A 23,869-nucleotide genomic window follows, 5' to 3' on the forward strand; every position below is an offset into this window, starting at 1 on the left:
CGCCTCGACCAAGGATGCTTGTTTCCAAGCGTAGGCCAGGCGTAGCTCCTACCCGGGACAGACCGTGGAATCTTTTAATTATGAATGATCGAATTCTGGGCATTGCCGCCCTTGTTTTTGCCGCGCTGATGACTTGGTTCGGCTGGGATATTGAAGCCCCCTTTTCCTATGAACCCGTCGGGCCGCGTGCGTTCCCCCTGTTGGTCGCCTTCATTATCGCCTTGTGCGGTGTGTGGATGGTCGTCAAGGGCGGCAACCAGGCGGAAGCCAATCCGGCGGGCGCCAACAGTCGCATCACGCTAATGGTGGCGTATTGCGCCGCTTATGCCTATTTTTTCCAGTTATTGGGTTTTATCGTGGCCACCACCTGCATGACGGTTCTGGTTGGCCGCCTGTTCAGCGGTTCCTGGTTAAAAGTGATCAGCGGCGGCTTGATCATGAGCGGGCTGTTCTTCTTTTTGTTTGATCGGGGCCTGGATGTGGTGCTGCCCACAGGTATTTTGGGAGGTTTGCTATGAATGGCATTTTGGATCATCTCGCAATAGGCTTCCATGTTGCCTTTTCCTGGAATAATCTGCTGGTTGCGGCCATAGGCTCGTTTTTTGGAACGCTGGTTGGTGTATTGCCGGGCCTGGGGCCCATCAACGGCGTCGCCATGTTGATTCCCATCGCCTTTGCCATGAATCTGCCGCCGGAAACGGCGCTGATCCTGCTGGCGGCGGTTTATGTAGGGGCCGAGTACGGCGGCCGGATTACCTCTATTCTCATCAATGTGCCGGGCGAAGCCAGTGCCATCATGACGACGCTCGACGGCTATCCGCTGGCGCGCCAGGGTTTGGCCAATGTGGCCTTGTCCTTGTCGGCCTGGTCGGCGTTTTTCGGCTCGATCGTCTCGGTTTTCGGGATCATTCTGCTGGCGCCGTTGCTGGCGAAGTGGGCGTTGGCATTCGGACCGGCCGAGTATTTCGTCCTGATGATCTTCGCCTTCTGCTGTCTGACCAGCCTGCTGGGTAAACAGCCCGTCAAAGGCGTTTTGGCGGCCATGATAGGCCTTGCGATAGCGACCGTGGGGGTAGACTCCAACTCGGGCGTTTATCGCTATACGTTCGAATCTGTGCATCTGTTTGACGGGATCGAATTCGTTGTGGTGGTCATCGCCTTGTTTGCGGTGTCCGAAATGCTTGAAATGCTTGAGAAAGTCATGGCTGGCCACACGGTTGAAGTCAAGTCCAGCGGCCGCAAGATCTTCAATCTGAAGGAAATGGCTTTCACATGGTGGAGCGTAGTGCGCAGCGCGCTGCTGGGTTTCGGCGTGGGGGTACTGCCCGGTGCAGGCGCCAGCGTGGCGGCTGCCGTTGCCTATTCGAACGAAAAACGGATTTGCGAAGAAAAGGACCCCAATGCCAAGTTTGGCCGGGGCGATTTGCGCGGCCTGGTGGCTCCTGAAGCGGCGGCCACTTCCTCGGCAATCGGTTCCTTTGTTCCCATGCTTACGTTGGGCGTGCCCGGTTCGGGTACCACGGCCGTGATGATGGGTGCCTTGACCTTGTACAACATCACTCCGGGTCCGGTGCTGTTCGACACCAAGCCCGAACTGGTGTGGGGTTTGATCGCTTCGCTGTTTATTGCCAATGTCATGCTGTTTGTCATGAACGTGCCCATGGTGCGCATTTTTTCCAAAGTGCTTGCCGTTCCGGGCTGGCTGATGGTGCCTGGTATTTTGTGCATCAGCTATATCGGTGTTTATGCCATTAATGCGGGGACCTTCGATCTGCTGATGGTGGCGGGCATAGGCGCTCTTGGCTATTTCCTGCGCAAGGGCGGCATTCCCATGGCGCCCTTGGTGCTGGGTGTGGTGCTCGGCAATATGATGGAACAGAACTTGCGGCGCGCCCTGTCCATGACCGACGGAGCCGTGCATGTGTTGTTCGACAGCAATGTATCAAAGGGTTTGTGGATTGTGTCGATACTGGTGGTCGTTATGCCGCAGCTGATGCGCTACATCAAGAAAAGAGCGCGTGCGGTTCAAACCCCTGCCTGACGAGGCTGTTCAATGAAAACCCCCATGGATTGAGGGTTTTCAGCTAGTTTTCGGTCCCCCCTGCTTCTGGCAGTGGGGGTTATTTTTTGTGGGTCCTACGGAAAAACGCTGTGAAGACGCCGGCGGGCTTTGTGTTTCAGATGCGGGCCAGTTTTGCCACGGCGGCGTCCAGTGTATGGTCCTGTTTGGCGAAGCAAAAGCGGATCAGTTGATGGTTGGATCCGGGAGCGCCGGGATCCTGGTAAAACGCCGAGACGGGAATGACGGTAACGCCATGCCGGGTGGTCAGCCAGTGCGCAAATTCAGCTTCCGGCAGATCGGAAACCTGCTGGTAGTCCGCCAACAAAAAGAAGGTGCCTTGACTGGGCAGAGGGTTGAAGCGCGTGGTGCTCAGGCCGGCATGGAGTCGGTCGCGCTTTTTTTGATAGAAGTCGGACAAGCCCAGGTATGGCGCCGGATCTTGCATGTAATGAGCCAGCGCGAATTGCATGGGCGAGCTTACCGTGAACACCATGAATTGATGCACTTTGCGGATTTCGGCGGTGAGGGCTTTGGGGGCGCAGCAATAACCGATTTTCCAGCCGGTGGCGTGATACGTTTTCCCAAATGAGGAGATGACGATGGCGTTGGCTGCAAGGGATTCGCGGCGCGCCACGCTTTGATGCGTGTTGCCATCGAATACGATGTGTTCATAAACTTCGTCGGCCAGCAACATGATGCCGGTGTCGCGGACAAGAGCTTCGAGCGCGTCCAGATCGCTTTCGCCCAGGATGATGCCAGTCGGGTTGTGCGGGAAATTCAGCATCAGCATGCGTGTGCGGGGGCTGACGGCGTCCCGCACACGCTGCCAGTCGACGCGATACAGCGGTTGGTCGGCGGTCGGCGCCTGCATGGGCACGACCACCGGAACGCCGCCGGCGAGTTCAATGGTGGGTATGTAGAGGTCGTAGAACGGCTCGATCACGATGACTTCGTCGCCGGGCTTCACGAAGGCCTGTATGCTGGCCATCAGCGCCTCGGTGGCGCCGCTGGTGATGGTTATTTCTGTGATGGGATCGTAGGCCCTGCCGTACAGGGTCTGGACCTTGCCGGCGACCTCTTGGCGCAGCGGCAGGATGCCTGGCATGGGCGGATATTGATTGTGTCCGTCCGACATGGCCTGAGTCACTTGGGCCAGTAGCTTTGGATCTGGATTAAAGTCGGGAAATCCCTGGCCCAGGTTGATTGCCCGATGCTCGGTGGCGAGCTGGCTCATGACCGTAAAAATGGTTGTACCGATATCGGGTAGTTTGGATTCGAACTTCATGGCGATTGATGGCAAAGGAAAAGAGAGATTTTGAGCCGTCTGGACGAGTAATGTTAAAAAAGCAGCCCTTCACACAACTATAGCGCGTGCCTGACGGAAAAATACCACACTGGGGTAAACAAGTATTTGATTAAGAGAAGCGGCGTGGGTATGCTCACACCTGCAGTGGAAATCAAGCAGTGCGCGGGTCTCGTTTATAGTTGATCAATATGCTTTAGGCTTCAAGCATTAGTGCCAGGTGTCTATAGCAGGATCCAGTCTAGTTCGTGTCGGCGTTCTTGGTTTATTGCATTTTTGTTTATTTTTAGGACGCTACAACATCATGGCTCAAAAGGGCAAAGTCAAGTGGTTCAACGCCGATAAAGGCTTCGGTTTCATTACTCCAGATTCGGGCGGCACCGATGTGTTTGCTCACTTCTCAGCAATCGAAGGTCGCGGCTACCGCAGCCTGAATGAAGGCCAGGAAGTCGAATTCGAAGTTAAAGACGGCCCTAAAGGCCCGCAAGCAGCCGAGATTCGCCCTTTGTAATCTCCGCTGAGTTTGTGCAGTTCACTGCACGGCTTTTTGAACGCCCTGGCTTGTTTCGGCCGGGGCGTTTTTGCATTTGAGGGCGGTTTTATCCTGGACTTTTCCCTGCTTATGCACCGCTAATCCCCAGGCTATTCACCGACTTATCCACAGAGTTGTCCAATCGTGTTTTGTCTGCTTTATCGTTTGGCTAAGTTGCGGGTTGTTTCTTGATTCGAATCGATCGATATCTGCGTTTTCCGTTGGCTCATCATCTTGTCAAGTGCCCGCTTGGATTATTGTGAGTGCTCTTAATAAGCTGGTTCGTGGCGGAATGATGCTTGCTTTGTTTCGTATGTTTCACGTCGAACATGCTTTTGCTGATTTGGATGCCAATTCATTTTAGTGGCTTTCGTTTTAGTAGCATTTAGGCTTGGGTAGTGACTTTGAGCTGCCTGTATTGGCTGGGGCGATGGTTTTGGACGGTGCGTTGCTGTGTTGGCTGTGTAGGCGGCGGTTGATTCTATAAAGACGCCGCAGGGTGGGCGGTGCTGTGTAGTCCGGCACGTCCAGCGGTCGGCTAGCTGCGCTAGCCGACTACCCGGGTCTGCCTCGTCCAGGCGGGCGTCGGGCGAACTCGCGTCGCCCCGCGGTGCGGGGCGACACTCAGACAGCGCCCGCCGAAGGCCCCCGCCTTCCCTTCGTCAGCACCCGCCGCTGGACTACCGCCGGACTACACAGCACCGCCCACCCTGCGGCTCGCGTTGAGGTAATGCATCGAGGTATATGTTGGGGAAGCGGCGTTTAGCCAATCACGGGATACGTTGAGGCGGTGGGCGTTTAGTCAATCGAGTCGTCAATCCATCAAGAAGTCAATCGAAGTAGATACGGCCACGTGATGGAGGCATGAGTGCGGGCACGTTAACGGTTCTAGGGGTGCTGGCCCATTAACGGTAGGTGCAAGCACGTAAATTCCGGGCATCCCGTGATGCAATTCCAGGCATGCCACAACGCGAGCCGTCTATCGGGGCTTGGGGTCAGGGCCGGCGTAAGGCGTGCGCCGGATGCTACCGTAGGGAAGGCGGGGGCTTTCGGCGGGCGCTGTCTGAGCCCAGCCTCGCGAGGCTGGGCGAGTTCGCCCGACGCCCGCCTGGACGAGGTAGATCCGGATCAAGCACGCCGTGCCGGTCCTGATCCCAAGCCCCGATAGACGGCGTCTTCAAATACCAAAGCGACCAATCCATCGAGTGCCGTAACCACTTTGACCAAAAAATGCTTTAGTCGACACACACATCGCGACACTAAGTGCTTCGTCCTGCCAAGTTTCACTCCTCTCGAAGCCCATTCGGGTTTTGCTTTCCCCGTGGCAGAAATCACCGCTCAGCCTGTTGTTTTGATCTCCCATTACGGGCCTATAGGCGCACCTTGGCCTTACAAATAGCCATGATATCTACCTCGTTCGCCAAGCATTTCATTGAACCTTACTAAGTGTGCTGTTTGTTAAACATAGATGTTTCACGTGGAACATGCAAATGACATTGAAATTCTTACAAGATGATCTATGTTTCACGTGGAACATCGGAAACGCGGGCGGTATAATGACGTTCGTTGTTCTTATGAAACCCCAATCAAAATGATTTATCCAGATGAGTTTGACGTAATCGTCATCGGCGGCGGGCACGCCGGAACCGAAGCGGCGCTGGCCGCGGCTCGAACAGGCGCGAGCACCCTTCTATTGACCCACAATATGGAAACGCTGGGCCAAATGTCCTGCAATCCTTCCATAGGAGGAATCGGTAAGGGGCATCTCGTCAAAGAGGTAGATGCTCTGGGTGGTGCCATGGCCTATGCTACTGATCAGGCGGGGATACAGTTTCGGATATTGAATCGCTCAAAAGGCCCCGCTGTTCGTGCGACCCGTGCTCAAGCCGACCGATCTCTGTACCGCAAGGCAATTCGGACTATTCTGCAAAATCAGCCCAATCTGACGATCTTCCAGCAGGCCGTTGAAGATTTGATGCTTGATGGGGATAGAGTTGTTGGTGCGGTCACACAGATCGGCCTGACGTTCAAGGCGCGAACGGTCGTGTTGACTGCCGGCACATTTCTCAATGGGTTGATTCACGTGGGGCTCAATCATTATTCGGCAGGCCGTGCCGGAGATCCTCCTGCTATAACGCTGGGCCAGAGGCTTAAAGAGCTTAAACTGCCGCAAGGGCGCCTGAAGACTGGCACGCCGCCGCGGGTCGATTCCCGGACTATCGATTTCAGCCGTACTGAGGTGCAGCCTGGCGACACCGACCCGGTGCCTGTTTTCTCGTACATGGGTTCGAGCACCATGCACCCACGGCAATTGCCATGCTGGATTACCCATACCAGCGAGCGTACTCATGACATTATCCGTGCAGGCCTGGATCGCTCGCCCTTGTATAGCGGTGTCATCGAGGGAATAGGGCCGCGCTACTGTCCGTCGATCGAAGACAAGATTCAACGGTTTGCCGACAAGAACAGCCATCAGATTTTTCTGGAGCCAGAGGGGCTGGCGACAAATGAAATTTATCCCAACGGGGTGTCGACCAGCCTTCCTTTTGATGTGCAGTTGGCCTTGCTAAGAACCTTGCCCGGCTTGGAAAGCGCAGTCATCATGCGTCCAGGGTATGCCATCGAGTATGACTATTTCGATCCACGTGAATTAAGCGCAAGCCTGGAAACCCGCGCAATCAAGGGCTTGTTTTTTGCCGGGCAGATCAATGGCACCACCGGGTACGAGGAAGCCGCCGCCCAAGGCCTGCTGGCTGGCCTGAATGCGGCTCGCCAGGCGCAGGGCCTGGATTCCTGGACGCCGAAGCGTAATGAGGCCTATCTAGGGGTTTTGGTCGATGACCTGGTTACCCGGGGCGTGACGGAACCTTATCGCATGTTTACTTCGCGTGCCGAATATAGGCTCAGCTTGAGGGAAGACAACGCGGATATGCGGCTGACCGAAGAAGGCCGTCGCCTGGGCTTGGTCGACGACGCTCGTTGGGATTTATTCAATCGTAAACGCGACGCCGTGGCCTCGGAAGTCGAACGTTTGAAATCGATCTGGATCAACCCGAAAACTCTGGCGGTACATACCGCTGAAGCCTTGCTGGGCAAGCAAATAGAGCGTGAGTACTCACTAACTGACTTATTGAAACGCCCTCAGGTCAGTTATCGGGCGCTGATGGAGGTTCGCAAGATCGATGGGGAAAGCCTCGCTGGGCCCGGACTGAGTGATAAAGTGGCAGCCGAGCAGGTTGAAATCCAGGTGAAATACGCGGGTTATGTGACACGCCAGCAGGAGGAAGTCGATAAGCAGTCCGCTCATGAACAGCAGGCCATCCCCGCGGACATCGATTACGACGTGGTGACCAGTCTGTCGATAGAAGTGCGCCAGCGGCTCAAGGCGAGCCGCCCGGAAACGATAGGCCAGGCCGGCCGTATATCGGGCGTGACGCCCGCCGCCATCTCTTTGCTGATGATCCACCTCAAACGCCTGCAATATGGCAAGAAAGCGGCGTAATGGCCACGGATCAGGCTCATCGGCTGGACGAGGCCGCCCGGTCATTGGGCATCGAACTGAATCGTGCACAGAACGGGACCCTGCTGAACTACATTGCCCAGATGCAGCGCTGGAACCGCACCTACAATCTGACGGCGGTGCGCGATGGCGGGCAAATGCTGGTCCAGCATGTTTTTGACAGCCTTTCGGTGGTGGAGCCCATGCGGGCGGCGCTAAGCGCCGATGGCCGCGTCAATGGGACGATTGCCGATATCGGTTCGGGGGGAGGCCTGCCGGGCGTTGTAATCGCTGTGATGCGTCCTGAGTGGCAGGTTCACTGCGTCGACGCGGTGGAAAAAAAAACGGCATTCGTGCGGCAAATGTCCGGAGCCTTGCATTTGCCCAATTTGCACGCGGTACATGCGCGGGCGGAGGCGCTCGATAGCTTGAATGCAGACATTGTCGTGTCGCGGGCCTTTGCTTCGCTGGCCGATTTTGCGACACTGGCGGGCGGACACGCTGCCCGCCAGGGGTGGCTGCTGGCCATGAAAGGCCGCGACCCGCAGGAGGAAGTGCAGGCGCTGCAGCAGGAAACCGACTGGTGCGTGGCGCATATCGAACCTTTAGTCGTACCCGAATTGAATGCCCAGCGTTGTCTGGTCTGGATGAATCGCCGCCAAGGAAATCTATGAGTCAAAATGCTTCAAACAACAGGGCCCATGTATTTTGTATTGCCAACCAGAAAGGAGGGGTCGGCAAGACCACGACCGCCATCAATCTTGCCGCGGCCCTGGCGGCGCATAACAAGCGGGTCCTGCTGATCGACCTGGACCCGCAGGGCAATGCCACCATGGGTAGCGGCATCGACAAGAATTCCATCGAGAAAAACCTGTATCAGGTGTTGATCGGCGAGGCCACCATCGCGGGCGCGCGGGTTCGATCGGATGCCGGCGGATACGATGTGTTGCCCGCCAATCGCGAGCTGTCCGGCGCTGAAATCGACCTGATCCAGATGGATGATCGCGAGCAGCAGCTCAAGCAGGCCATTGCCCTGATCATTGGCGAATACGATTTCATACTTATCGACTGTCCGCCGACACTCTCTTTGCTGACATTGAACGGGCTGGCATCGGCCCATGGCGTGATTATCCCGATGCAGTGTGAATATTTTGCGCTCGAAGGCCTGTCCGACCTGGTCAACACCGTCAAGCGCGTGCATCGCAATATCAACCCCGAACTGCATTTGATCGGTTTGTTAAGAGTCATGTTCGATCCGCGAGTCACGCTGCAGCAACAGGTCTCGGCGCAGATCGAAACGCATTTTGGCGACAAGGTGTTCAAGGCCATCGTGCCGCGCAATGTACGGCTGGCAGAGGCGCCCAGCCACGGTTTGCCGGGTACGGTGTATGACAAGAATTCGCGCGGCGCCAAAGCCTATATCGAATTCGGCAACGAGCTTATCAAGCGTGTCAAACAAGAGGCCAAGCTGCTTGGCGCCCAACAGACGGGCACAGGGAATTAAAGGAAAACACTATGGCAACAAAGAAACCAAAGGGCCTGGGCCGCGGCCTGGAAGCCTTGCTGGGCGAGGATGCAAGCGCGATCGGCGATCTGGGCAAGGCGGTTGAAAAAAAGAGCGCGCCGCCATCGGTCCTGGATGTGCGAAAAATGCGCGCCGGCAAATACCAGCCGCGCACCCGCATGGATGAAGGCGCCTTGAACGAACTCGCGGAATCCATCCGTACACAGGGCATCATGCAGCCTATTCTGGTGCGGCCTTTGGGTGGCAAAGAAGACGGACATTACGAAATCATCGCGGGTGAACGACGTTTCCGCGCGGCTCAATTGGCTGGCCTGGCCGAGGTGCCGGTGCTGGTGCGCGAGGTTCCCGACGAAAGCGCGGCGGTGATGGCGCTGATCGAAAATATCCAACGCGAAGATCTGAACCCGCTTGAAGAAGCCCACGGCGTGCGGCGTCTGCTCGATGAGTTCGGCCTGACCCATGAACAGGCGGCTCAGGCAATTGGACGCTCGCGTTCGGCCACCAGCAACTTGCTGCGCCTGCTCAACTTGACCAACCCGGTGCAGACCATGCTGCTGGCCGGCGACATCGACATGGGCCACGCGCGGGCGCTGTTGGCAACGGACTCCGCCTCGCAGATTCTGCTGGCCAACGAAATCATCGCCAAACGCCTGTCGGTGCGTGAAACTGAAAAGCTGGTGGCGCGCAGCATACGCGAAGCGGAGGAAGCCCAGACCAGGGCGCCGCGCAAATCCGTGGCCCAGTCGGGCGATGTCAAGCGGCTTGAGCAGGCGCTGTCCGATCATCTCGGGACCCGGGTTACGCTCAAGGTCGGTGCCAAAAGCCGCGGCCAGCTCATGATCGATTTTCATGGCTGGGAGCATCTGAATTCCCTGCTTGAACGCCAGGGCTTGTCGGGCGTGGTCGAGGCCTGAAATTCGGGGCCGCGGCGAGGCTTGCCGGCACGGTTTGGCGCCTTCGCCCAATTTGACAAGTTTTTAAAAACTCTGCATAATTCGCAGTTCTCTTTTGGTGGGGTGCCCGAGTGGTTAAAGGGGGCAGACTGTAAATCTGTTGACCTTGCGTCTACGTTGGTTCGAATCCAACCCCCACCACCAGAGTTTTATGGCCGTAGAGAATATGCGGGCTGTTGTAGGCAACGACGCGCTGGAACCGGCGCCGTGATGCGGGCGATTAATGGCAGGTAATTAATACGTGTTCGCACCGGGCGGTTACGGTAGTGCGGGGCAGCCACAGCGCCGGCCACATGTAAAACAGGTATGAACAGAATCCCCTGCGGGTGTAGCTCAATGGTAGAGCAGAAGCCTTCCAAGCTTACGACGAGGGTTCGATTCCCTTCACCCGCTCCAGTTTTTTGATTCTCGCCCGGCAGGGTGGGTGCAACAAAAAGAAGTTGCCCATGTGGCTCAGTGGTAGAGCACTCCCTTGGTAAGGGAGAGGTCACGCGTTCGATCCGCGTCATGGGCACCAACCATTTTCATTATTATTTATAGCTTTATTCCATAGTCAGGAGTCAGCCATGGCAAAAGGTAAGTTTGAACGGACCAAACCGCACGTCAACGTAGGTACGATAGGTCACGTGGACCACGGCAAAACGACGTTAACGGCGGCGATCACGACGGTGCTGTCGGCGGCGTTTGGTGGCGAGGCGAAAGGGTACGATCAGATTGACGCGGCGCCCGAAGAGAAGGCGCGCGGCATCACGATCAACACCTCGCACGTGGAATACGAGACGAAGAACCGTCACTACGCGCACGTGGACTGCCCGGGTCACGCGGACTATGTGAAGAACATGATCACGGGCGCGGCGCAGATGGACGGAGCGATTTTGGTGGTATCGGCCGCGGACGGCCCGATGCCGCAGACGCGCGAGCACATATTGCTGAGCCGCCAGGTGGGCGTGCCGTACATTATTGTGTTTTTGAACAAGGCCGACATGGTCGACGACGAGGAGTTGCTCGAGCTGGTGGAAATGGAAGTGCGCGAGTTGCTCTCGAAGTACGACTTTCCGGGCGACGACACGCCGATCATCAAGGGATCGGCCAAGCTGGCGCTGGAAGGCGACAAGGGTCCGTTGGGCGAGCAGGCGATTCTGGCGTTGGCCGAGGCGCTGGACACGTACATCCCGATGCCCGAGCGGGCGGTGGATGGGGCGTTCCTGATGCCGGTGGAAGATGTGTTCTCGATCTCGGGTCGTGGCACGGTGGTGACGGGCCGGATCGAGCGCGGCGTGGTGAAGGTGGGCGAGGAAATCGAGATTGTGGGCATCAAGGACACGGTCAAGACGACGTGCACGGGCGTGGAGATGTTCCGCAAGCTGCTGGACCAGGGCCAGGCGGGCGACAACGTGGGTATATTGTTGCGCGGCACCAAGCGCGAAGACGTCGAGCGCGGCCAGGTGTTGTCCAAACCGGGTTCGATCAATCCGCACACGGAGTTCACCTCGGAGGTGTACATTCTGTCCAAGGAAGAGGGTGGGCGTCACACGCCGTTCTTTAACGGGTATCGCCCGCAGTTTTACTTCCGCACGACGGACGTGACGGGGACGATCGATTTGCCGAAAGACAAAGAGATGGTGTTGCCGGGCGACAACGTGTCGATGACGGTCAAGCTGATAGCGCCGATCGCCATGGAAGAGGGGCTGCGCTTTGCGATCCGCGAAGGCGGCCGTACCGTGGGCGCCGGCGTCGTTGCCAAAATCATCAAGTAAGCGTTATACTCCAATGTTGTCTTGCGAATTAGTTTAAAACCCAGGCTAGTTCGTTCGAATTGATGTATAGCATAGCGGTTGTAAAGAGCGGCGGGCTATCAGGCAGACTTGTCGCTCTTCGGGTTTAGGGGCATAGCTCAATTGGCAGAGCGTCGGTCTCCAAAACCGAAGGTTGAAGGTTCGATTCCTTCTGCCCCTGCCACAATCAGTATCACATCGCAGGTTGCGTATAGCGTGGCCTTTCACGCGCCGGAATATGTCGAATACCAATGTTGAAACCGTTACCAGTACTGTAGACCGCCTCAAGCTCGGTTTGGCAGTTTTGGTCATTATTGCTGGCATAGTCGCGTATTCGGTACTCGAAAATCAGTCCTCTGTTCTTCGAGTCGGCGTATTTCTCGGCAGCTTGGCCGTGGCCGCGTTGATCGCATGGTTTAGCGAACCGGGCCGCCGCACGCTGAGTTTCGGGCGGGATTCGTATAACGAAGTCAAGCGCGTGACGTGGCCAACGCGCAAGGAAACGACCCAGATGACCGGGATCGTCTTTGCTTTCGTCGCCGTGATGGGTATCTTGCTGTGGGTTGTCGACAAAGGTCTGGAGTGGGTCATTTATGGCTTGCTGCTGGGCTGGAAATAAAGGGCACACATGAGCAAGCGTTGGTATGTCGTCCATGTCTATTCCGGAATGGAAAAAAGTGTGCATAAGGCGCTGCTCGAGCGTATCGAGCGGGCCGCATTGCAAACGTCTTTCGGCCGTATCCTGGTTCCCTCCGAAGAAGTCGTCGAGGTCAAGGGCGGTAAAAAGTCCATTAGCGAGCGACGCATTTTTCCCGGTTACGTTCTGGTCGAGATGGATCTCACCGACGAAACCTGGCATTTGGTAAAGAATACGAACCGGGTTACCGGCTTTCTGGGTGGGTCCGGCAATCGTCCGGCGCCGATCTCCGACCGCGAAGTCGAGAAGATCCTGTCCCAGATGGAAGAAGGCACCGAGAAGCCCAAACCCAAAGTTCTCTTTGAGGTGGGCGAAATGGTCCGCGTCAAGGAAGGTCCGTTTGCCGATTTCAACGGCAACGTCGAAGAAGTGAATTACGAGAAAAGCAAGGTGCGTGTGTCGGTTACGATTTTTGGCCGCGCCACCCCTGTGGAACTCGATTTTGGCCAGGTCGAAAAGACCTGATTTCAACCCCGGGGAGCGAGTGTTGCCGCGCAATGCTCGTGTTTGAACCCGCAAGGAGCAAAGCATGGCGAAGAAAATCGTCGGCTTTATCAAGCTGCAAGTGCCAGCTGGTAAGGCTAATCCCTCACCCCCTATCGGTCCGGCGCTGGGTCAGCGTGGTCTGAACATCATGGAATTCTGCAAGGCATTCAATGCCAAAACCCAAGGCATGGAGCCGGGTTTGCCAATTCCTGTGGTCATCACCGCCTACGCCGACAAGAGCTTCACCTTCATCATGAAGACGCCGCCGGCGACTGTCCTGATCAAGAAGGCCTCGGGTGTGCAAAAAGGTTCGGCTCGTCCCAACCTCGACAAAGTGGGCACTCTGACTCGTGCGCAAGCCGAAGAGATCGCCAAAGCCAAATCGCCCGACCTGACGGCCGCCGATCTGGATGCAGCCGTACGTACGATCGCTGGCAGCGCTCGTAGCATGGGCATTACGGTTGAAGGGGTGTAAGCATGTCGAAATTAAGCAAACGCGTTGTCGCAATCCAGGCAAAAATCGATCGCAGCAAGTTTTATCCGGTTACCGAAGCGCTGGCCCTGGTTAAAGAAACCGCCACCGCCAAGTTCGACGAGTCCATCGACGTTGCCGTTCAATTGGGTATCGACCCCAAGAAATCGGATCAACTCGTGCGTGGCTCGGTGGTTCTGCCCGCCGGTACCGGTAAAACGGTACGTGTGGCTGTGTTCGCTCAGGGCGAAAAAGCCGAGGCCGCCAAGGCTGCCGGCGCCGATATCGTTGGTCTTGACGACCTGGCCGAAAGCATCAAGGCCGGTCAGCTCGACTTCGACGTCGTGATCGCTTCGCCCGACACCATGCGCGTGGTTGGCGCCCTGGGTCAGATACTGGGCCCTCGCGGCCTGATGCCTAACCCCAAAGTAGGCACGGTTACCCCCGATGTCGTCACGGCAGTCAAGAATGCCAAGGCGGGTCAGGTGCAGTACCGTACCGACAAGGCCGGCATCATCCATGCCACGATTGGCCGCGCTTCATTTGGCGTGGAACAGTTGCAAACCAACCTGGCCGCCCTGGTCGATGCCCTGAACAAGGCTCGTCCCGCTGCTGCAAAAGGTATTTATCTGCGCAAGCTCGCTGTGTCGTCCACGATGGGTGGCGGGGCTCGCGTAGAAATTGCTTCGCTGACGGCTTGATTCAAGCCCTAGGCAAAAAGAACTTTGGGCTGCGTCCGGTTTCTCGGACGCCGCTGTCAAAGACCGCTGGAGCGAACGACCTGCAGAACGCATGTATCCGCAAGTCCAAGCTTAATCCCAGGCTGTTTCTGGCCTGAATCCAGCGCAGACGGCGCCCATGGAAGAATTCTTTTCTAAAGAACTCGACCAGGTGCGCCGCATTCGGTTGACGTCGGGGACCCTCCCGGACGTCTTTTGATGGAGTGTTCAAACCGTGAGTCTCAATCGCCAAGAGAAAGCGGTAGTAATCGAAGAAGTCTCTGTAGAAGTTGCAAAGGCACAATCGATTGTTATCGCCGAGTACCGTGGTCTGGACGTCGCCTCTGTCACCGTACTGCGCAAAACTGCGCGTGAGTCGGGCGTGTATCTGCGTGTTCTCAAAAACACGCTGGTTCGCCGTGCTGTTTCCGGAACCCCTTTCGAGGGTTTGTCGGATCAGCTCACTGGTCCGCTAATCTACGGGATTAGCACCGATCCAGTGTCGGCGGCAAAAGTACTTGCCGGTTTCGCGAAAAGCAACGAAAAGCTGGTTATCAAAGGCGGGGCATTGCCCAATAACGTCTTGAGCCAAGAAGGTGTGAAGGCTTTGGCCACCATGCCCTCGCGTGAAGAGTTGCTGTCGAAACTGCTGGGTACCATGCAAGCCCCGATTGCGCAATTTGTGCGTACGCTCAACGAAGTTCCGACCAAGTTCGTACGCGGCCTCGCGGCTGTGCGCGACCAGAAAGAAGCTGCGTAAGCAGTGGAATCGGAAATCGTCGAACGACCGAGCGACACCCAACCCTGGCATTTATCAATATTTGGAGTTCTAAAAAATGGCATTAAGCAAAGCTGAAATCCTTGACGCTGTCGCTAGCATGACCGTGCTCGAATTGTCCGAGCTGATCAAGGAAATGGAAGAAAAATTTGGCGTGTCGGCTGCTGCCGCCGCTGTGGCTGTGGCTGCTCCCGCCGCTGGTGGCGCTGCCGCCGCTGAAGAGCAAACCGAGTTCACCGTTGTACTGACCGAAATCGGCGCAAACAAAGTTAGCGTCATTAAAGCAGTTCGCGAACTGACCGGTTTGGGCTTGAAAGAAGCCAAGGACCTGGTTGACGGTGCTCCCAAGCCCGTTAAAGAAGGCCTGGCCAAGGCAGATGCCGAAGCCGCCAAGAAAAAGCTTGAAGAAGCTGGCGCAAAAGCCGAGCTTAAATAAAGCTTGCTGTACCCGCCCGGGAAGCGCTGAAGCCTTCCCGGGCTTTTGCGTTTCCAGAAAATCCATGATTTGAGTGTTGCCATCAAGTTGGATTTTCTGGAGTCGTAAACCGGGGCCGTGGTTGACGGCCCATGTAACCCTCGAGTCGGAGTGCTCATGCCTTATTCGTATACCGAAAAAAAGCGCATACGTAAGAGCTTCGCCAAACGTGAGGACGTTCAAGACGTTCCTTACTTGCTGGCGACTCAACTGCAATCGTTTTTAACCTTTTTGCAGGCGGATACTACACCTTCTAAACGTAAAGATGAAGGCCTGCAAGCGGCTTTCACTTCCATATTTCCTATCGTTAGCCATAATCAGATGGCACGCCTCGAGTTCGTAAGCTACGTGCTCGGCGAGCCCGTGTTCGACGTCAAAGAATGCCAGCTGCGTGGCCTGACCTACGCTTCGCCCCTGCGCGCCAAGGTGCGCCTGGTGCTGATGGATCGCGAAGTCAGTAAGCCTACCGTCAAAGAAGTAAAAGAGCAAGAAGTCTATATGGGCGAAATTCCGCTCATGACCGATACGGGCTCGTTCGTAATCAACGGCACCGAGCGCGTCATCGTGTCGCAGCTGCATCGTTCGCCCGGGGTGTTCTTCGAGCACGATCGGGGCAAGACCCACAGTTCGGGCAAATTGCTGTTTTCGGCGCGTGTGATTCCTTACCGCGGTTCGTGGCTCGACTTCGAGTTCGATCCCAAGGACGTGTTGTTTTTCCGGGTCGATCGCCGCCGCAAGATGCCGGTCACGATTCTGCTCAAGGCGATCGGCATGACTCCCGAATCGATCCTGGCGCACTTCTTCGATTTCGATAATTTCGAAATCAAGAACGAAGGCGGCATGCTTGAGTTCGTGCCTGAACGCTGGAAGGGTGAAGTGGCCCGTTTCGATATTCTCGATCGCTCCGGCAAGGTCATCGTCGAAAAAGACAAGCGTATCAATGCCAAGCATTTGCGCGATCTGTCGGCCGCCAACGTCGAATACGTTTCGGTTCCGGAAGACTTCCTGCTGGGCCGGGTATTGGCCAAAAACGTGATCAACGCCGAAACCGGCGAAATCATTGCCAATGCCAACGACGAAATCACCGAGTCCGTGCTGGGCGAATTCCGCGCGGCCAATATTCGCGAAACCCAGACCTTGTACACCAATGATCTGGATCGCGGTCCCTATATTTCGCAAACCCTGCGCACCGATGAAACGGCCGATCAAATGGCGGCTCGCGTTGCCATCTATCGCATGATGCGTCCCGGCGAACCTCCTACCGAGGATGCCGTCGAAGCCTTGTTCCAGCGCCTGTTCTACAGCGAAGACGCCTACGATCTGTCGCGCGTCGGCCGCATGAAGGTCAACAGCCGTCTGGGCCGTGGCGACGACATCACGGGCGCCATGACCCTGACCAACGAAGACATACTCGAAACCATCAAGGTGCTGGTCGAGTTGCGTAACGGCCGCGGCCAGATCGATGATATCGATCACCTTGGCAATCGTCGCGTGCGCTGTGTCGGCGAACTGGCCGAGAACCAGTTCCGGGCCGGCCTGGTACGTGTCGAACGCGCGGTCAAAGAGCGCCTCGGTCAGGCTGAAACCGAAAATCTGATGCCGCACGACTTGATCAACTCCAAGCCGATTTCGGCGGCGATCAAGGAATTCTTCGGTTCGAGCCAGCTGTCGCAGTTCATGGATCAGACCAACCCCTTGTCCGAGATCACGCACAAACGCCGTGTATCGGCTTTGGGACCTGGCGGCTTGACGCGCGAGCGTGCGGGCTTTGAAGTGCGCGACGTGCACCCGACTCATTATGGCCGGGTTTGCCCTATCGAAACGCCTGAAGGCCCGAACATCGGCCTGATCAATTCGATGGCCCTGTACGCGCGTTTGAACGAATACGGCTTTCTTGAAACGCCCTACCGCAAAATCGTCGACGGCAAAGTCAGCGAACAAATCGACTACCTGTCGGCTATCGAAGAAAGCCACTACGTGATTGCCCAGGCTAACGCCGAGCTCGACGAAGAAGGCCGTTTCACCGACGACCTGGTTGCCTGCCGCGAAGCCGGCGAAACCATGCTGACGGCTCCGGCCAACGTGCACTACATGGACGTGGCGCCTTCGCAGATCGTATCGGTGGCTGCCTCGCTGATTCCCTTCCTCGAGCACGACGATGCCAACCGCGCGCTCATGGGCGCCAACATGCAACGCCAGGCCGTACCTTGCCTGCGCCCTGAAAAGCCCCTGGTAGGCACCGGAATCGAACGCACAGTGGCGGTCGACTCGGGTACTACGGTGCAGGCCTTGCGTGGCGGTCTGGTCGATCACGTCGATGCCGAGCGTGTCGTGATCCGCGTCAACGACGACGAGAATGTCGCCGGCGAGGTGGGTGTCGATATCTACAACCTCATCAAGTACACACGCTCCAACCAGAACACCAACATCAACCAGCGCCCTATCGTCAAGCGTGGCGACAAGGTTGCCCGCGGCGACGTTCTGGCCGACGGCGCGTCGACCGATCTGGGCGAACTGGCATTGGGCCAGAACATGCTGATCGCGTTCATGCCCTGGAACGGCTATAACTTCGAGGATTCGATCCTGATTTCCGAAAAGGTCGTGGCCGACGATCGCTATACTTCGATCCACATCGAAGAACTGACGGTCGTGGCGCGCGATACCAAGCTGGGTCAGGAAGAAATCACCCGCGACATCAGCAATCTGGCCGAGACGCAACTCAATCGCCTGGACGACTCGGGCATTGTGTACATTGGTGCCGAAGTGCGTGCCGATGATGTGCTGGTCGGCAAAGTGACGCCCAAAGGCGAAACCCAGCTGACTCCGGAAGAAAAGTTGCTGCGCGCCATTTTTGGCGAAAAAGCCTCCGACGTCAAAGATACTTCGCTGCGCGTGCCTTCGGGCATGATCGGTACGGTTATCGACGTCCAGGTCTTTACTCGCGAAGGCATAGAACGCGACAAGCGCGCCCAGTCGATCATCGACGACGAGCTGCGTCGCTATCGCCAGGATCTCAACGATCAGCTGCGTATCGTGGAAGACGATACCTTCGATCGTATCGAGAAATTCCTGGTCGGCAAAACCGTCAATGGCGGCCCTCGCAAGCTCGCCAAGGGCGCCGTGCTGGCCAAGGATTACCTGGCCGACCTGGATCGCTGGCAGTGGTTCGATATCCGCCTGGCCGACGAAGCGCATGCCGTGGTGCTGGAACAGGCCAAGGAATCGCTGGAGCAGAAGCGCCACCAGTTCGATCTGGCGTTCGAAGAAAAGCGCAAGAAACTCACCCAGGGCGACGAGCTGCCTCCGGGCGTGCTCAAGATGATCAAGGTGTATCTGGCCGTCAAGCGCCGCCTGCAGCCTGGCGACAAGATGGCCGGCCGTCACGGCAACAAGGGTGTGGTCTCCCGTATTACGCCTGTCGAAGACATGCCTCATATGGCCGACGGCACTCCCGCCGACATCGTGCTCAATCCCCTGGGCGTGCCTTCGCGGATGAATATCGGCCAGGTGCTTGAAGTGCACCTGGGCTGGGCCGCCAAAGGCGTGGGTCAGCGCATCGCCGACATGATCGGCGAAGAAAAGGTGGTGCAGGTCAAGGGTATACGTTCTTATCTGGAGCAGGTATACAACAATACCGGCACCGGCGCGCGCATATCGGACCTTACAGACGACGAAGTCATCGAACTGGCCCGCAATCTCAAAAACGGCGTGCCGTTTGCGACGCCGGTTTTCGACGGCGCGACCGAAGCGGAAATCACCCAGATGCTCGAGCTGGCCTATCCTGACGATGTGGCCGAACGCCTCAAGCTGACGGAATCGCGCACTCAGGCCTGGCTGTTCGATGGCCGTACCGGCGAACAATTCGAACGTCCTGTCACGATCGGCTATATGCACTATCTCAAGCTGCATCACCTGGTCGACGACAAGATGCATGCTCGCTCTACCGGTCCTTACTCGCTGGTTACGCAGCAACCGCTGGGCGGCAAAGCCCAGTTCGGCGGCCAGCGTTTCGGCGAGATGGAAGTCTGGGCGCTGGAAGCCTACGGTGCTTCGTATACCTTGCAGGAAATGCTCACGGTCAAGTCCGACGACATCTCCGGCCGTACCAAGGTCTACGAGAACATCGTCAAGGGCGACCACGTCATCGATGCCGGTATGCCAGAGTCGTTCAACGTGTTGGTTAAAGAAATTCGATCCCTGTCTCTCGACATGGATCTGGAGCGTAAATAATGAAAGCGCTACTCGACCTTTTCAAACAAGTCTCGCAAGACGAGCAATTCGATGCCATCAAGATCGGCATCGCGTCGCCCGAAAAAGTGCGGTCCTGGTCTTACGGCGAAGTCCGCAAGCCCGAGACTATCAACTATCGTACCTTCAAGCCCGAGCGTGACGGCCTGTTCTGCGCCAAGATTTTTGGCCCGATCAAGGACTACGAGTGCTTGTGCGGCAAATACAAACGCCTGAAACACCGCGGCGTCATTTGCGAGAAATGCGGCGTCGAAGTCACGGTGGCCAAGGTGCGTCGCGAGCGCATGGGCCATATCGAGCTGGCCAGTCCGGTGGCTCACATCTGGTTCCTGAAAAGCCTGCCATCCCGCCTGGGCATGGTGCTGGACATGACCCTGCGCGACATCGAGCGCGTGCTTTATTTCGAAGCATGGTGCGTAATCGAGCCTGGCATGACCCCGCTCAAGCGCGGTCAGATCATGTCCGATGACGATTTCCTGGCCAAGACCGAAGAATACGGCGACGACTTCCATGCGCTCATGGGCGCCGAGGCGGTCCGCGAGTTGCTGCGTACGATCGATATCGATCGCGACGTCGAAACCCTGCGCGCCGAGCTCAAGGCCACGTCGTCCGACGCCAAGATCAAAAAGATTTCCAAGCGCCTCAAAGTGCTGGAAGGCTTCCAGAAATCGGGCATCAAGCCCGAGTGGATGGTCATGGAAGTCCTGCCGGTTCTGCCGCCCGACTTGCGTCCGCTGGTGCCGCTCGATGGCGGCCGCTTCGCTACCTCGGATCTGAACGACCTGTATCGCCGCGTCATCAACCGCAACAACCGACTGAAACGCCTGCTGGAACTGAAGGCGCCCGATATCATTCTGCGCAACGAGAAACGCATGCTGCAGGAATCGGTCGACTCCCTGCTCGATAACGGTCGTCGCGGCAAAGCCATGACTGGTGCCAACAAGCGCCAGCTCAAATCGCTGGCCGACATGATCAAGGGCAAGAGCGGCCGTTTCCGCCAGAACCTGCTGGGCAAGCGTGTCGACTACTCCGGCCGTTCGGTGATTGTGGTGGGTCCGCAGCTCAAGCTGCATCAGTGCGGCTTGCCCAAGCTGATGGCTTTGGAATTGTTCAAGCCGTTCATTTTCAACCGCCTCGAAATGATGGGCCTGGCCACGACCATCAAGGCTGCCAAGAAGCTGGTGGAAAGCCAGGAGCCGGTGGTGTGGGATATTCTCGAAGAGGTCATTCGCGAACACCCTGTCATGCTCAACCGTGCGCCCACGCTGCACCGCCTGGGCATCCAGGCCTTCGAACCGGTCCTGATCGAAGGCAAGGCCATTCAGCTGCATCCGCTGGTTTGCGCGGCATTCAACGCCGACTTCGACGGCGATCAGATGGCGGTACACGTACCCCTGTCGCTTGAAGCGCAGATCGAAGCGCGCACGCTGATGCTGGCTTCGAACAACATTCTGTTCCCGGCCAACGGCGAACCGTCGATCGTGCCTTCGCAGGATATCGTTCTGGGTCTGTATTACACGACGCGCGAACGCATCAACGGCAAGGGCGAAGGCCTGTTCTTCATGGACGTGTCCGAAGTCCAGCGCGCTTACGACAATCGCGAAGTCGAGCTGCAAAGCCGCGTCACCGTGCGTCTGAACGAGTTTGAAAAAGACGCCGATGGCGAATGGCAGCCGGTGCTGCGACGCTTCGAAACCACGGTTGGACGTGCCCTGCTTTCCGAGATTCTGCCCAAGGGCTTGCCGTTCTCGGTGCTGAATCGCGCGCTGAAGAAAAAAGAGATCTCCCGTCTCATCAATCAATCGTTTCGTCGCTGCGGCTTGCGGGCCACGGTTATTTTTGCCGACAAGCTGATGCAGTCGGGTTTCCGCCTGGCCACGCGCGGCGGCATCTCGATTGCCATGGGCGATATGCTGATTCCCCGTGTCAAGGAAGATATCCTGGCGCAGGCCAGCAAAGAGGTCAAAGAGATCGACAAGCAGTACTCGTCGGGTCTGGTGACGTCGCAGGAACGCTATAACAATGTGGTCGATATCTGGGGCAAGGCCGGCGATAAAGTCGGCAAGGCCATGATGGAACAACTGGCAACCGAACCCGTGACCAATCGTCATGGCGAAGAAGTGCGCCAGGAATCGTTCAACTCGATCTACATGATGGCCGACTCGGGCGCTCGGGGTTCCGCTGCGCAGATTCGCCAGCTGGCCGGTATGCGAGGCCTGATGGCCAAGCCCGATGGCTCCATCATCGAGACGCCGATCACGGCAAATTTCCGTGAAGGTTTGAATGTATTGCAGTATTTCATCTCGACGCACGGTGCGCGTAAAGGCCTGGCCGATACCGCGCTGAAGACGGCAAACTCGGGCTACCTGACGCGCCGCCTGGTCGATGTGACTCAGGATCTGGTCATTACCGAGCCCGATTGCGGCACGACACGCGGCTATTCCATGAAAGCCCTGGTCGAGGGTGGCGAAATCATCGAGCCTTTGCGCGATCGTATTCTGGGGCGTGTAGCGGCAGTTGATATTGTCAATCCTGAAACCCAGGAAACGGCCATTACGGCAGGCACTCTGCTCGACGAAGATCTGGTCGAACAGATCGATCTGCTGGGTGTGGATGAAGTCAAGGTGCGTACGCCCCTGACTTGCGAAACGCGCCATGGTTTGTGCGCGCATTGCTACGGCCGCGATCTGGGCCGTGGTTCCATGGTGAACAAGGGCGAGGCCATCGGTGTGATCGCCGCCCAGTCGATTGGCGAACCGGGCACGCAGCTGACCATGCGTACCTTCCACATCGGTGGTGCGGCATCCCGCGCGGCGATGGCCAGCTCGATCGAAACCAAGTCGACCGGCAGCATTGGTTTCGCCATCACCATGCGTTACGTGACTAACGCCAAAGGCGAACGCATTGCCATTTCCCGTTCAGGCGAAATCGTGATTTTCGACGACAATCGCCGCGAGCGCGAACGCCATAAGGTTCCTTATGGCGCGACCGTCCTGGTGGGCGACAGCGAAGCGGTCAAGGCCGGCCAGCGTTTGGCTTCCTGGGATCCGCTGACCCGTCCGATTGTGTCGGAATACGCAGGTCAGGTACGCTTCGAGAATATCGAAGAAGGCGGGACGGTTGCCAAGCAGGTCGATGAAGTCACCGGTTTGTCCACGCTGGTTGTCATTACGCCCAAAACGCGTAGCGGCAAAACCATGCTGCGTCCGCAAATCAAGCTGATCAACGAAGCCGGCGAAGAAGTGAAAATCGCCGGCACCGATCACTCGGTCAATATCTCGTTCCCGGTTGGGGCCCTGATTACCGTGCGCGATGGCCAGCAGGTCACGGTGGGTGAAGTTCTGGCGCGTATTCCCCAAGAGTCGCAGAAAACTCGCGATATCACCGGGGGTCTGCCACGTGTGGCCGAGCTGTTCGAAGCCCGTTCGCCCAAAGATGCCGGCATGCTGGCCGACATTACAGGCACGGTTTCGTTCGGCAAGGATACCAAGGGCAAGCAGCGCCTGGTCATTACCGACCTTGATGGCGTGGGCCATGAGTTCCTGATTCCGAAAGAGAAGCAGGTCCTGGTTCACGATGGCCAGGTCGTCAACAAGGGCGAAATGATTGTCGATGGCCCGGCCGATCCGCACGATATTCTGCGTTTGCAGGGCATCGAGCGCCTGGCCAGCTATGTGGTTAACGAAGTGCAGGATGTGTATCGCTTGCAGGGCGTGAAAATCAACGACAAGCACATCGAAGTGATCGTGCGCCAGATGCTGCGTCGCGTGAACATTGTCGATGCCGGCGATACCAGCTTCATTCCTGGCGAACAGGTCGAGCGTTCCGAGTTGCTCAACGAAAACGATCGCATGGAGGCCGACGGCAAATTGCCGGCTACCTACGATAACGTCTTGCTGGGCATTACCAAGGCCTCGCTGTCGACCGATTCGTTCATTTCGGCGGCATCGTTCCAGGAAACGACCCGGGTGCTGACGGAAGCGGCCATCATGGGCAAGCGCGACGATTTGCGTGGCTTGAAAGAAAACGTGATTGTCGGCCGCCTGATTCCAGCCGGTACAGGCATGGCCTATCACCTGGCGCGCAAAGACAAAGAGCTGCTTGAAGCGGCTGAACGTCAAGCCGCTCGTGCGCTGGCCAATCCGTTTGAAGATGCACCGGCTGCAACGGAAGAAGTTCCGTTGGCTTCGGCCGATGCGGGCGACACGTCGGAGTCCGCCGAGTAAGCTTGATTCCGCCCGCCCGCATTTGTGCGGCTGGCGGGTCGGGCGCTGTTCAGAACGCCGGGTTCATCCCCGGCGTTTTTTTATTTGGTGCGCTCTCGCAAAAAACTCCGATGCAAGCG

The 23,869-nt window shown here is 57.2% G+C and carries 17 protein-coding genes and 4 tRNA genes; 20 read left to right on the forward strand and 1 reads right to left on the reverse strand.

The genetic code is table 11. The features are described from left to right. Positions 1–80: 80 nt before the first annotated feature. Together LSG25_RS16150 and LSG25_RS16155 are read left to right on the forward strand one after the other, a co-directional pair. Complete coding sequence (locus LSG25_RS16150) at positions 81–518, forward strand: tripartite tricarboxylate transporter TctB family protein (RefSeq protein ID WP_232741917.1); 438 nt, start codon at positions 81–83, stop codon at positions 516–518. Next, positions 515–2,041, forward strand: a complete 1,527-nt coding sequence (locus LSG25_RS16155; protein ID WP_232741918.1) for a tripartite tricarboxylate transporter permease — start codon at positions 515–517, stop codon at positions 2,039–2,041. The genes LSG25_RS16150 and LSG25_RS16155 overlap by 4 nt, the downstream gene beginning before the upstream one ends. Before the next feature lie 136 nt (positions 2,042–2,177). Here the strand turns inward: LSG25_RS16155 and LSG25_RS16160 are convergent, their stop codons facing one another. Then, positions 2,178–3,347, reverse strand: coding sequence for a methionine aminotransferase (locus LSG25_RS16160; RefSeq protein ID WP_232741919.1), 1,170 nt, complete (start codon positions 3,345–3,347; stop codon positions 2,178–2,180). Positions 3,348–3,669: 322 nt separating this feature from the next. Here LSG25_RS16160 and LSG25_RS16165 point away from each other — a divergent pair, with 322 nt between their 5' ends. The 18 genes from LSG25_RS16165 (at position 3,670) to rpoC (ending at position 23,750) form a co-directional block, all read left to right on the forward strand. After that, positions 3,670–3,876: a cold-shock protein gene (locus LSG25_RS16165; protein ID WP_232744734.1), complete on the forward strand. Its 207-nt coding sequence runs from the start codon at positions 3,670–3,672 to the stop codon at positions 3,874–3,876. Between the two features lie 1,612 nt (positions 3,877–5,488). Continuing rightward, entirely contained in the window at positions 5,489–7,399 is a 1,911-nt protein-coding gene (mnmG, locus tag LSG25_RS16170; RefSeq protein WP_232741920.1) for a tRNA uridine-5-carboxymethylaminomethyl(34) synthesis enzyme MnmG, read from the forward strand. Then, a complete protein-coding gene (gene rsmG / locus LSG25_RS16175) occupies positions 7,399–8,070 on the forward strand; it encodes a 16S rRNA (guanine(527)-N(7))-methyltransferase RsmG (protein WP_232741921.1) in 672 nt (223 codons plus the stop codon). Before mnmG ends, rsmG begins: the two co-directional genes overlap by 1 nt. After that, on the forward strand, positions 8,067–8,900 hold the full coding sequence (locus LSG25_RS16180) for a ParA family protein (protein WP_232741922.1): 834 nt from the start codon (positions 8,067–8,069) through the stop codon (positions 8,898–8,900). Before rsmG ends, LSG25_RS16180 begins: the two co-directional genes overlap by 4 nt. Positions 8,901–8,911: 11 nt before the next feature. Next, complete coding sequence (locus tag LSG25_RS16185) at positions 8,912–9,835, forward strand: ParB/RepB/Spo0J family partition protein (protein WP_232741923.1); 924 nt, start codon at positions 8,912–8,914, stop codon at positions 9,833–9,835. A gap of 96 nt (positions 9,836–9,931) precedes the next feature. Beyond that, positions 9,932–10,018: transfer RNA gene (locus LSG25_RS16190), tRNA-Tyr, on the forward strand. Between the two features lie 178 nt (positions 10,019–10,196). Continuing rightward, positions 10,197–10,270, forward strand: a tRNA-Gly gene (locus tag LSG25_RS16195). Positions 10,271–10,316: 46 nt separating this feature from the next. Further along, positions 10,317–10,391 (forward strand) — tRNA-Thr (locus LSG25_RS16200). A 49-nt stretch (positions 10,392–10,440) separates the two neighbouring features. Continuing rightward, entirely contained in the window at positions 10,441–11,631 is a 1,191-nt protein-coding gene (gene tuf / locus LSG25_RS16205) for an elongation factor Tu (protein WP_232741924.1), read from the forward strand. 126 nt (positions 11,632–11,757) lie between these two features. Next, positions 11,758–11,833 (forward strand) — tRNA-Trp (locus tag LSG25_RS16210). Positions 11,834–11,887: 54 nt separating this feature from the next. Beyond that, positions 11,888–12,268: a preprotein translocase subunit SecE gene (gene secE / locus LSG25_RS16215; protein ID WP_232741925.1), complete on the forward strand. Its 381-nt coding sequence runs from the start codon at positions 11,888–11,890 to the stop codon at positions 12,266–12,268. Positions 12,269–12,277: 9 nt separating this feature from the next. Continuing rightward, positions 12,278–12,811, forward strand: coding sequence for a transcription termination/antitermination protein NusG (nusG, locus tag LSG25_RS16220; protein ID WP_232741926.1), 534 nt, complete (start codon positions 12,278–12,280; stop codon positions 12,809–12,811). 64 nt (positions 12,812–12,875) lie between these two features. Next, positions 12,876–13,307, forward strand: coding sequence for a 50S ribosomal protein L11 (gene rplK / locus LSG25_RS16225; protein ID WP_232741927.1), 432 nt, complete (start codon positions 12,876–12,878; stop codon positions 13,305–13,307). A gap of 2 nt (positions 13,308–13,309) precedes the next feature. Continuing rightward, positions 13,310–14,005, forward strand: a complete 696-nt coding sequence (gene rplA, locus LSG25_RS16230) for a 50S ribosomal protein L1 (RefSeq protein WP_232741928.1) — start codon at positions 13,310–13,312, stop codon at positions 14,003–14,005. 253 nt (positions 14,006–14,258) lie between these two features. Continuing rightward, a complete protein-coding gene (gene rplJ / locus LSG25_RS16235) occupies positions 14,259–14,783 on the forward strand; it encodes a 50S ribosomal protein L10 (RefSeq protein WP_232741929.1) in 525 nt (174 codons plus the stop codon). Positions 14,784–14,859: 76 nt separating this feature from the next. After that, positions 14,860–15,237: a 50S ribosomal protein L7/L12 gene (gene rplL, locus LSG25_RS16240; RefSeq protein ID WP_232741930.1), complete on the forward strand. Its 378-nt coding sequence runs from the start codon at positions 14,860–14,862 to the stop codon at positions 15,235–15,237. A gap of 156 nt (positions 15,238–15,393) precedes the next feature. Next, the gene (rpoB, locus tag LSG25_RS16245) at positions 15,394–19,506 is read left to right on the forward strand and encodes a DNA-directed RNA polymerase subunit beta (RefSeq protein WP_232741931.1); all 4,113 of its coding nucleotides are present in this window, start codon (positions 15,394–15,396) and stop codon (positions 19,504–19,506) included. Then, the gene (rpoC, locus tag LSG25_RS16250; RefSeq protein WP_232741932.1) at positions 19,506–23,750 is read left to right on the forward strand and encodes a DNA-directed RNA polymerase subunit beta'; all 4,245 of its coding nucleotides are present in this window, start codon (positions 19,506–19,508) and stop codon (positions 23,748–23,750) included. The genes rpoB and rpoC overlap by 1 nt, the downstream gene beginning before the upstream one ends. The last annotated feature ends 119 nt before the right edge of the window (positions 23,751–23,869 follow it).

Origin of the sequence: Paralcaligenes sp. KSB-10, assembly GCF_021266465.1 — a bacterium.
Classification (GTDB): Bacteria; Pseudomonadota; Gammaproteobacteria; order Burkholderiales; family Burkholderiaceae_B.

Coding starts and splice junctions, on each gene's coding strand:
- rplK (WP_232741927.1), top strand. CDS start 12,876: ATGGCGAAGAAAATCGTCGGCTTTATCAAGCTGCAAGTGCCAGCTGGT.
- LSG25_RS16180 (WP_232741922.1), top strand. CDS start 8,067: ATGAGTCAAAATGCTTCAAACAACAGGGCCCATGTATTTTGTATTGCC.
- rsmG (WP_232741921.1), top strand. CDS start 7,399: ATGGCCACGGATCAGGCTCATCGGCTGGACGAGGCCGCCCGGTCATTG.
- LSG25_RS16160 (WP_232741919.1), bottom strand. CDS start 3,347: ATGAAGTTCGAATCCAAACTACCCGATATCGGTACAACCATTTTTACG.
- LSG25_RS16150 (WP_232741917.1), top strand. CDS start 81: ATGAATGATCGAATTCTGGGCATTGCCGCCCTTGTTTTTGCCGCGCTG.
- nusG (WP_232741926.1), top strand. CDS start 12,278: ATGAGCAAGCGTTGGTATGTCGTCCATGTCTATTCCGGAATGGAAAAA.
- rpoB (WP_232741931.1), top strand. CDS start 15,394: ATGCCTTATTCGTATACCGAAAAAAAGCGCATACGTAAGAGCTTCGCC.
- rplA (WP_232741928.1), top strand. CDS start 13,310: ATGTCGAAATTAAGCAAACGCGTTGTCGCAATCCAGGCAAAAATCGAT.
- LSG25_RS16165 (WP_232744734.1), top strand. CDS start 3,670: ATGGCTCAAAAGGGCAAAGTCAAGTGGTTCAACGCCGATAAAGGCTTC.
- rplL (WP_232741930.1), top strand. CDS start 14,860: ATGGCATTAAGCAAAGCTGAAATCCTTGACGCTGTCGCTAGCATGACC.
- LSG25_RS16155 (WP_232741918.1), top strand. CDS start 515: ATGAATGGCATTTTGGATCATCTCGCAATAGGCTTCCATGTTGCCTTT.
- LSG25_RS16185 (WP_232741923.1), top strand. CDS start 8,912: ATGGCAACAAAGAAACCAAAGGGCCTGGGCCGCGGCCTGGAAGCCTTG.
- tuf (WP_232741924.1), top strand. CDS start 10,441: ATGGCAAAAGGTAAGTTTGAACGGACCAAACCGCACGTCAACGTAGGT.
- rpoC (WP_232741932.1), top strand. CDS start 19,506: ATGAAAGCGCTACTCGACCTTTTCAAACAAGTCTCGCAAGACGAGCAA.
- mnmG (WP_232741920.1), top strand. CDS start 5,489: ATGATTTATCCAGATGAGTTTGACGTAATCGTCATCGGCGGCGGGCAC.
- secE (WP_232741925.1), top strand. CDS start 11,888: ATGTCGAATACCAATGTTGAAACCGTTACCAGTACTGTAGACCGCCTC.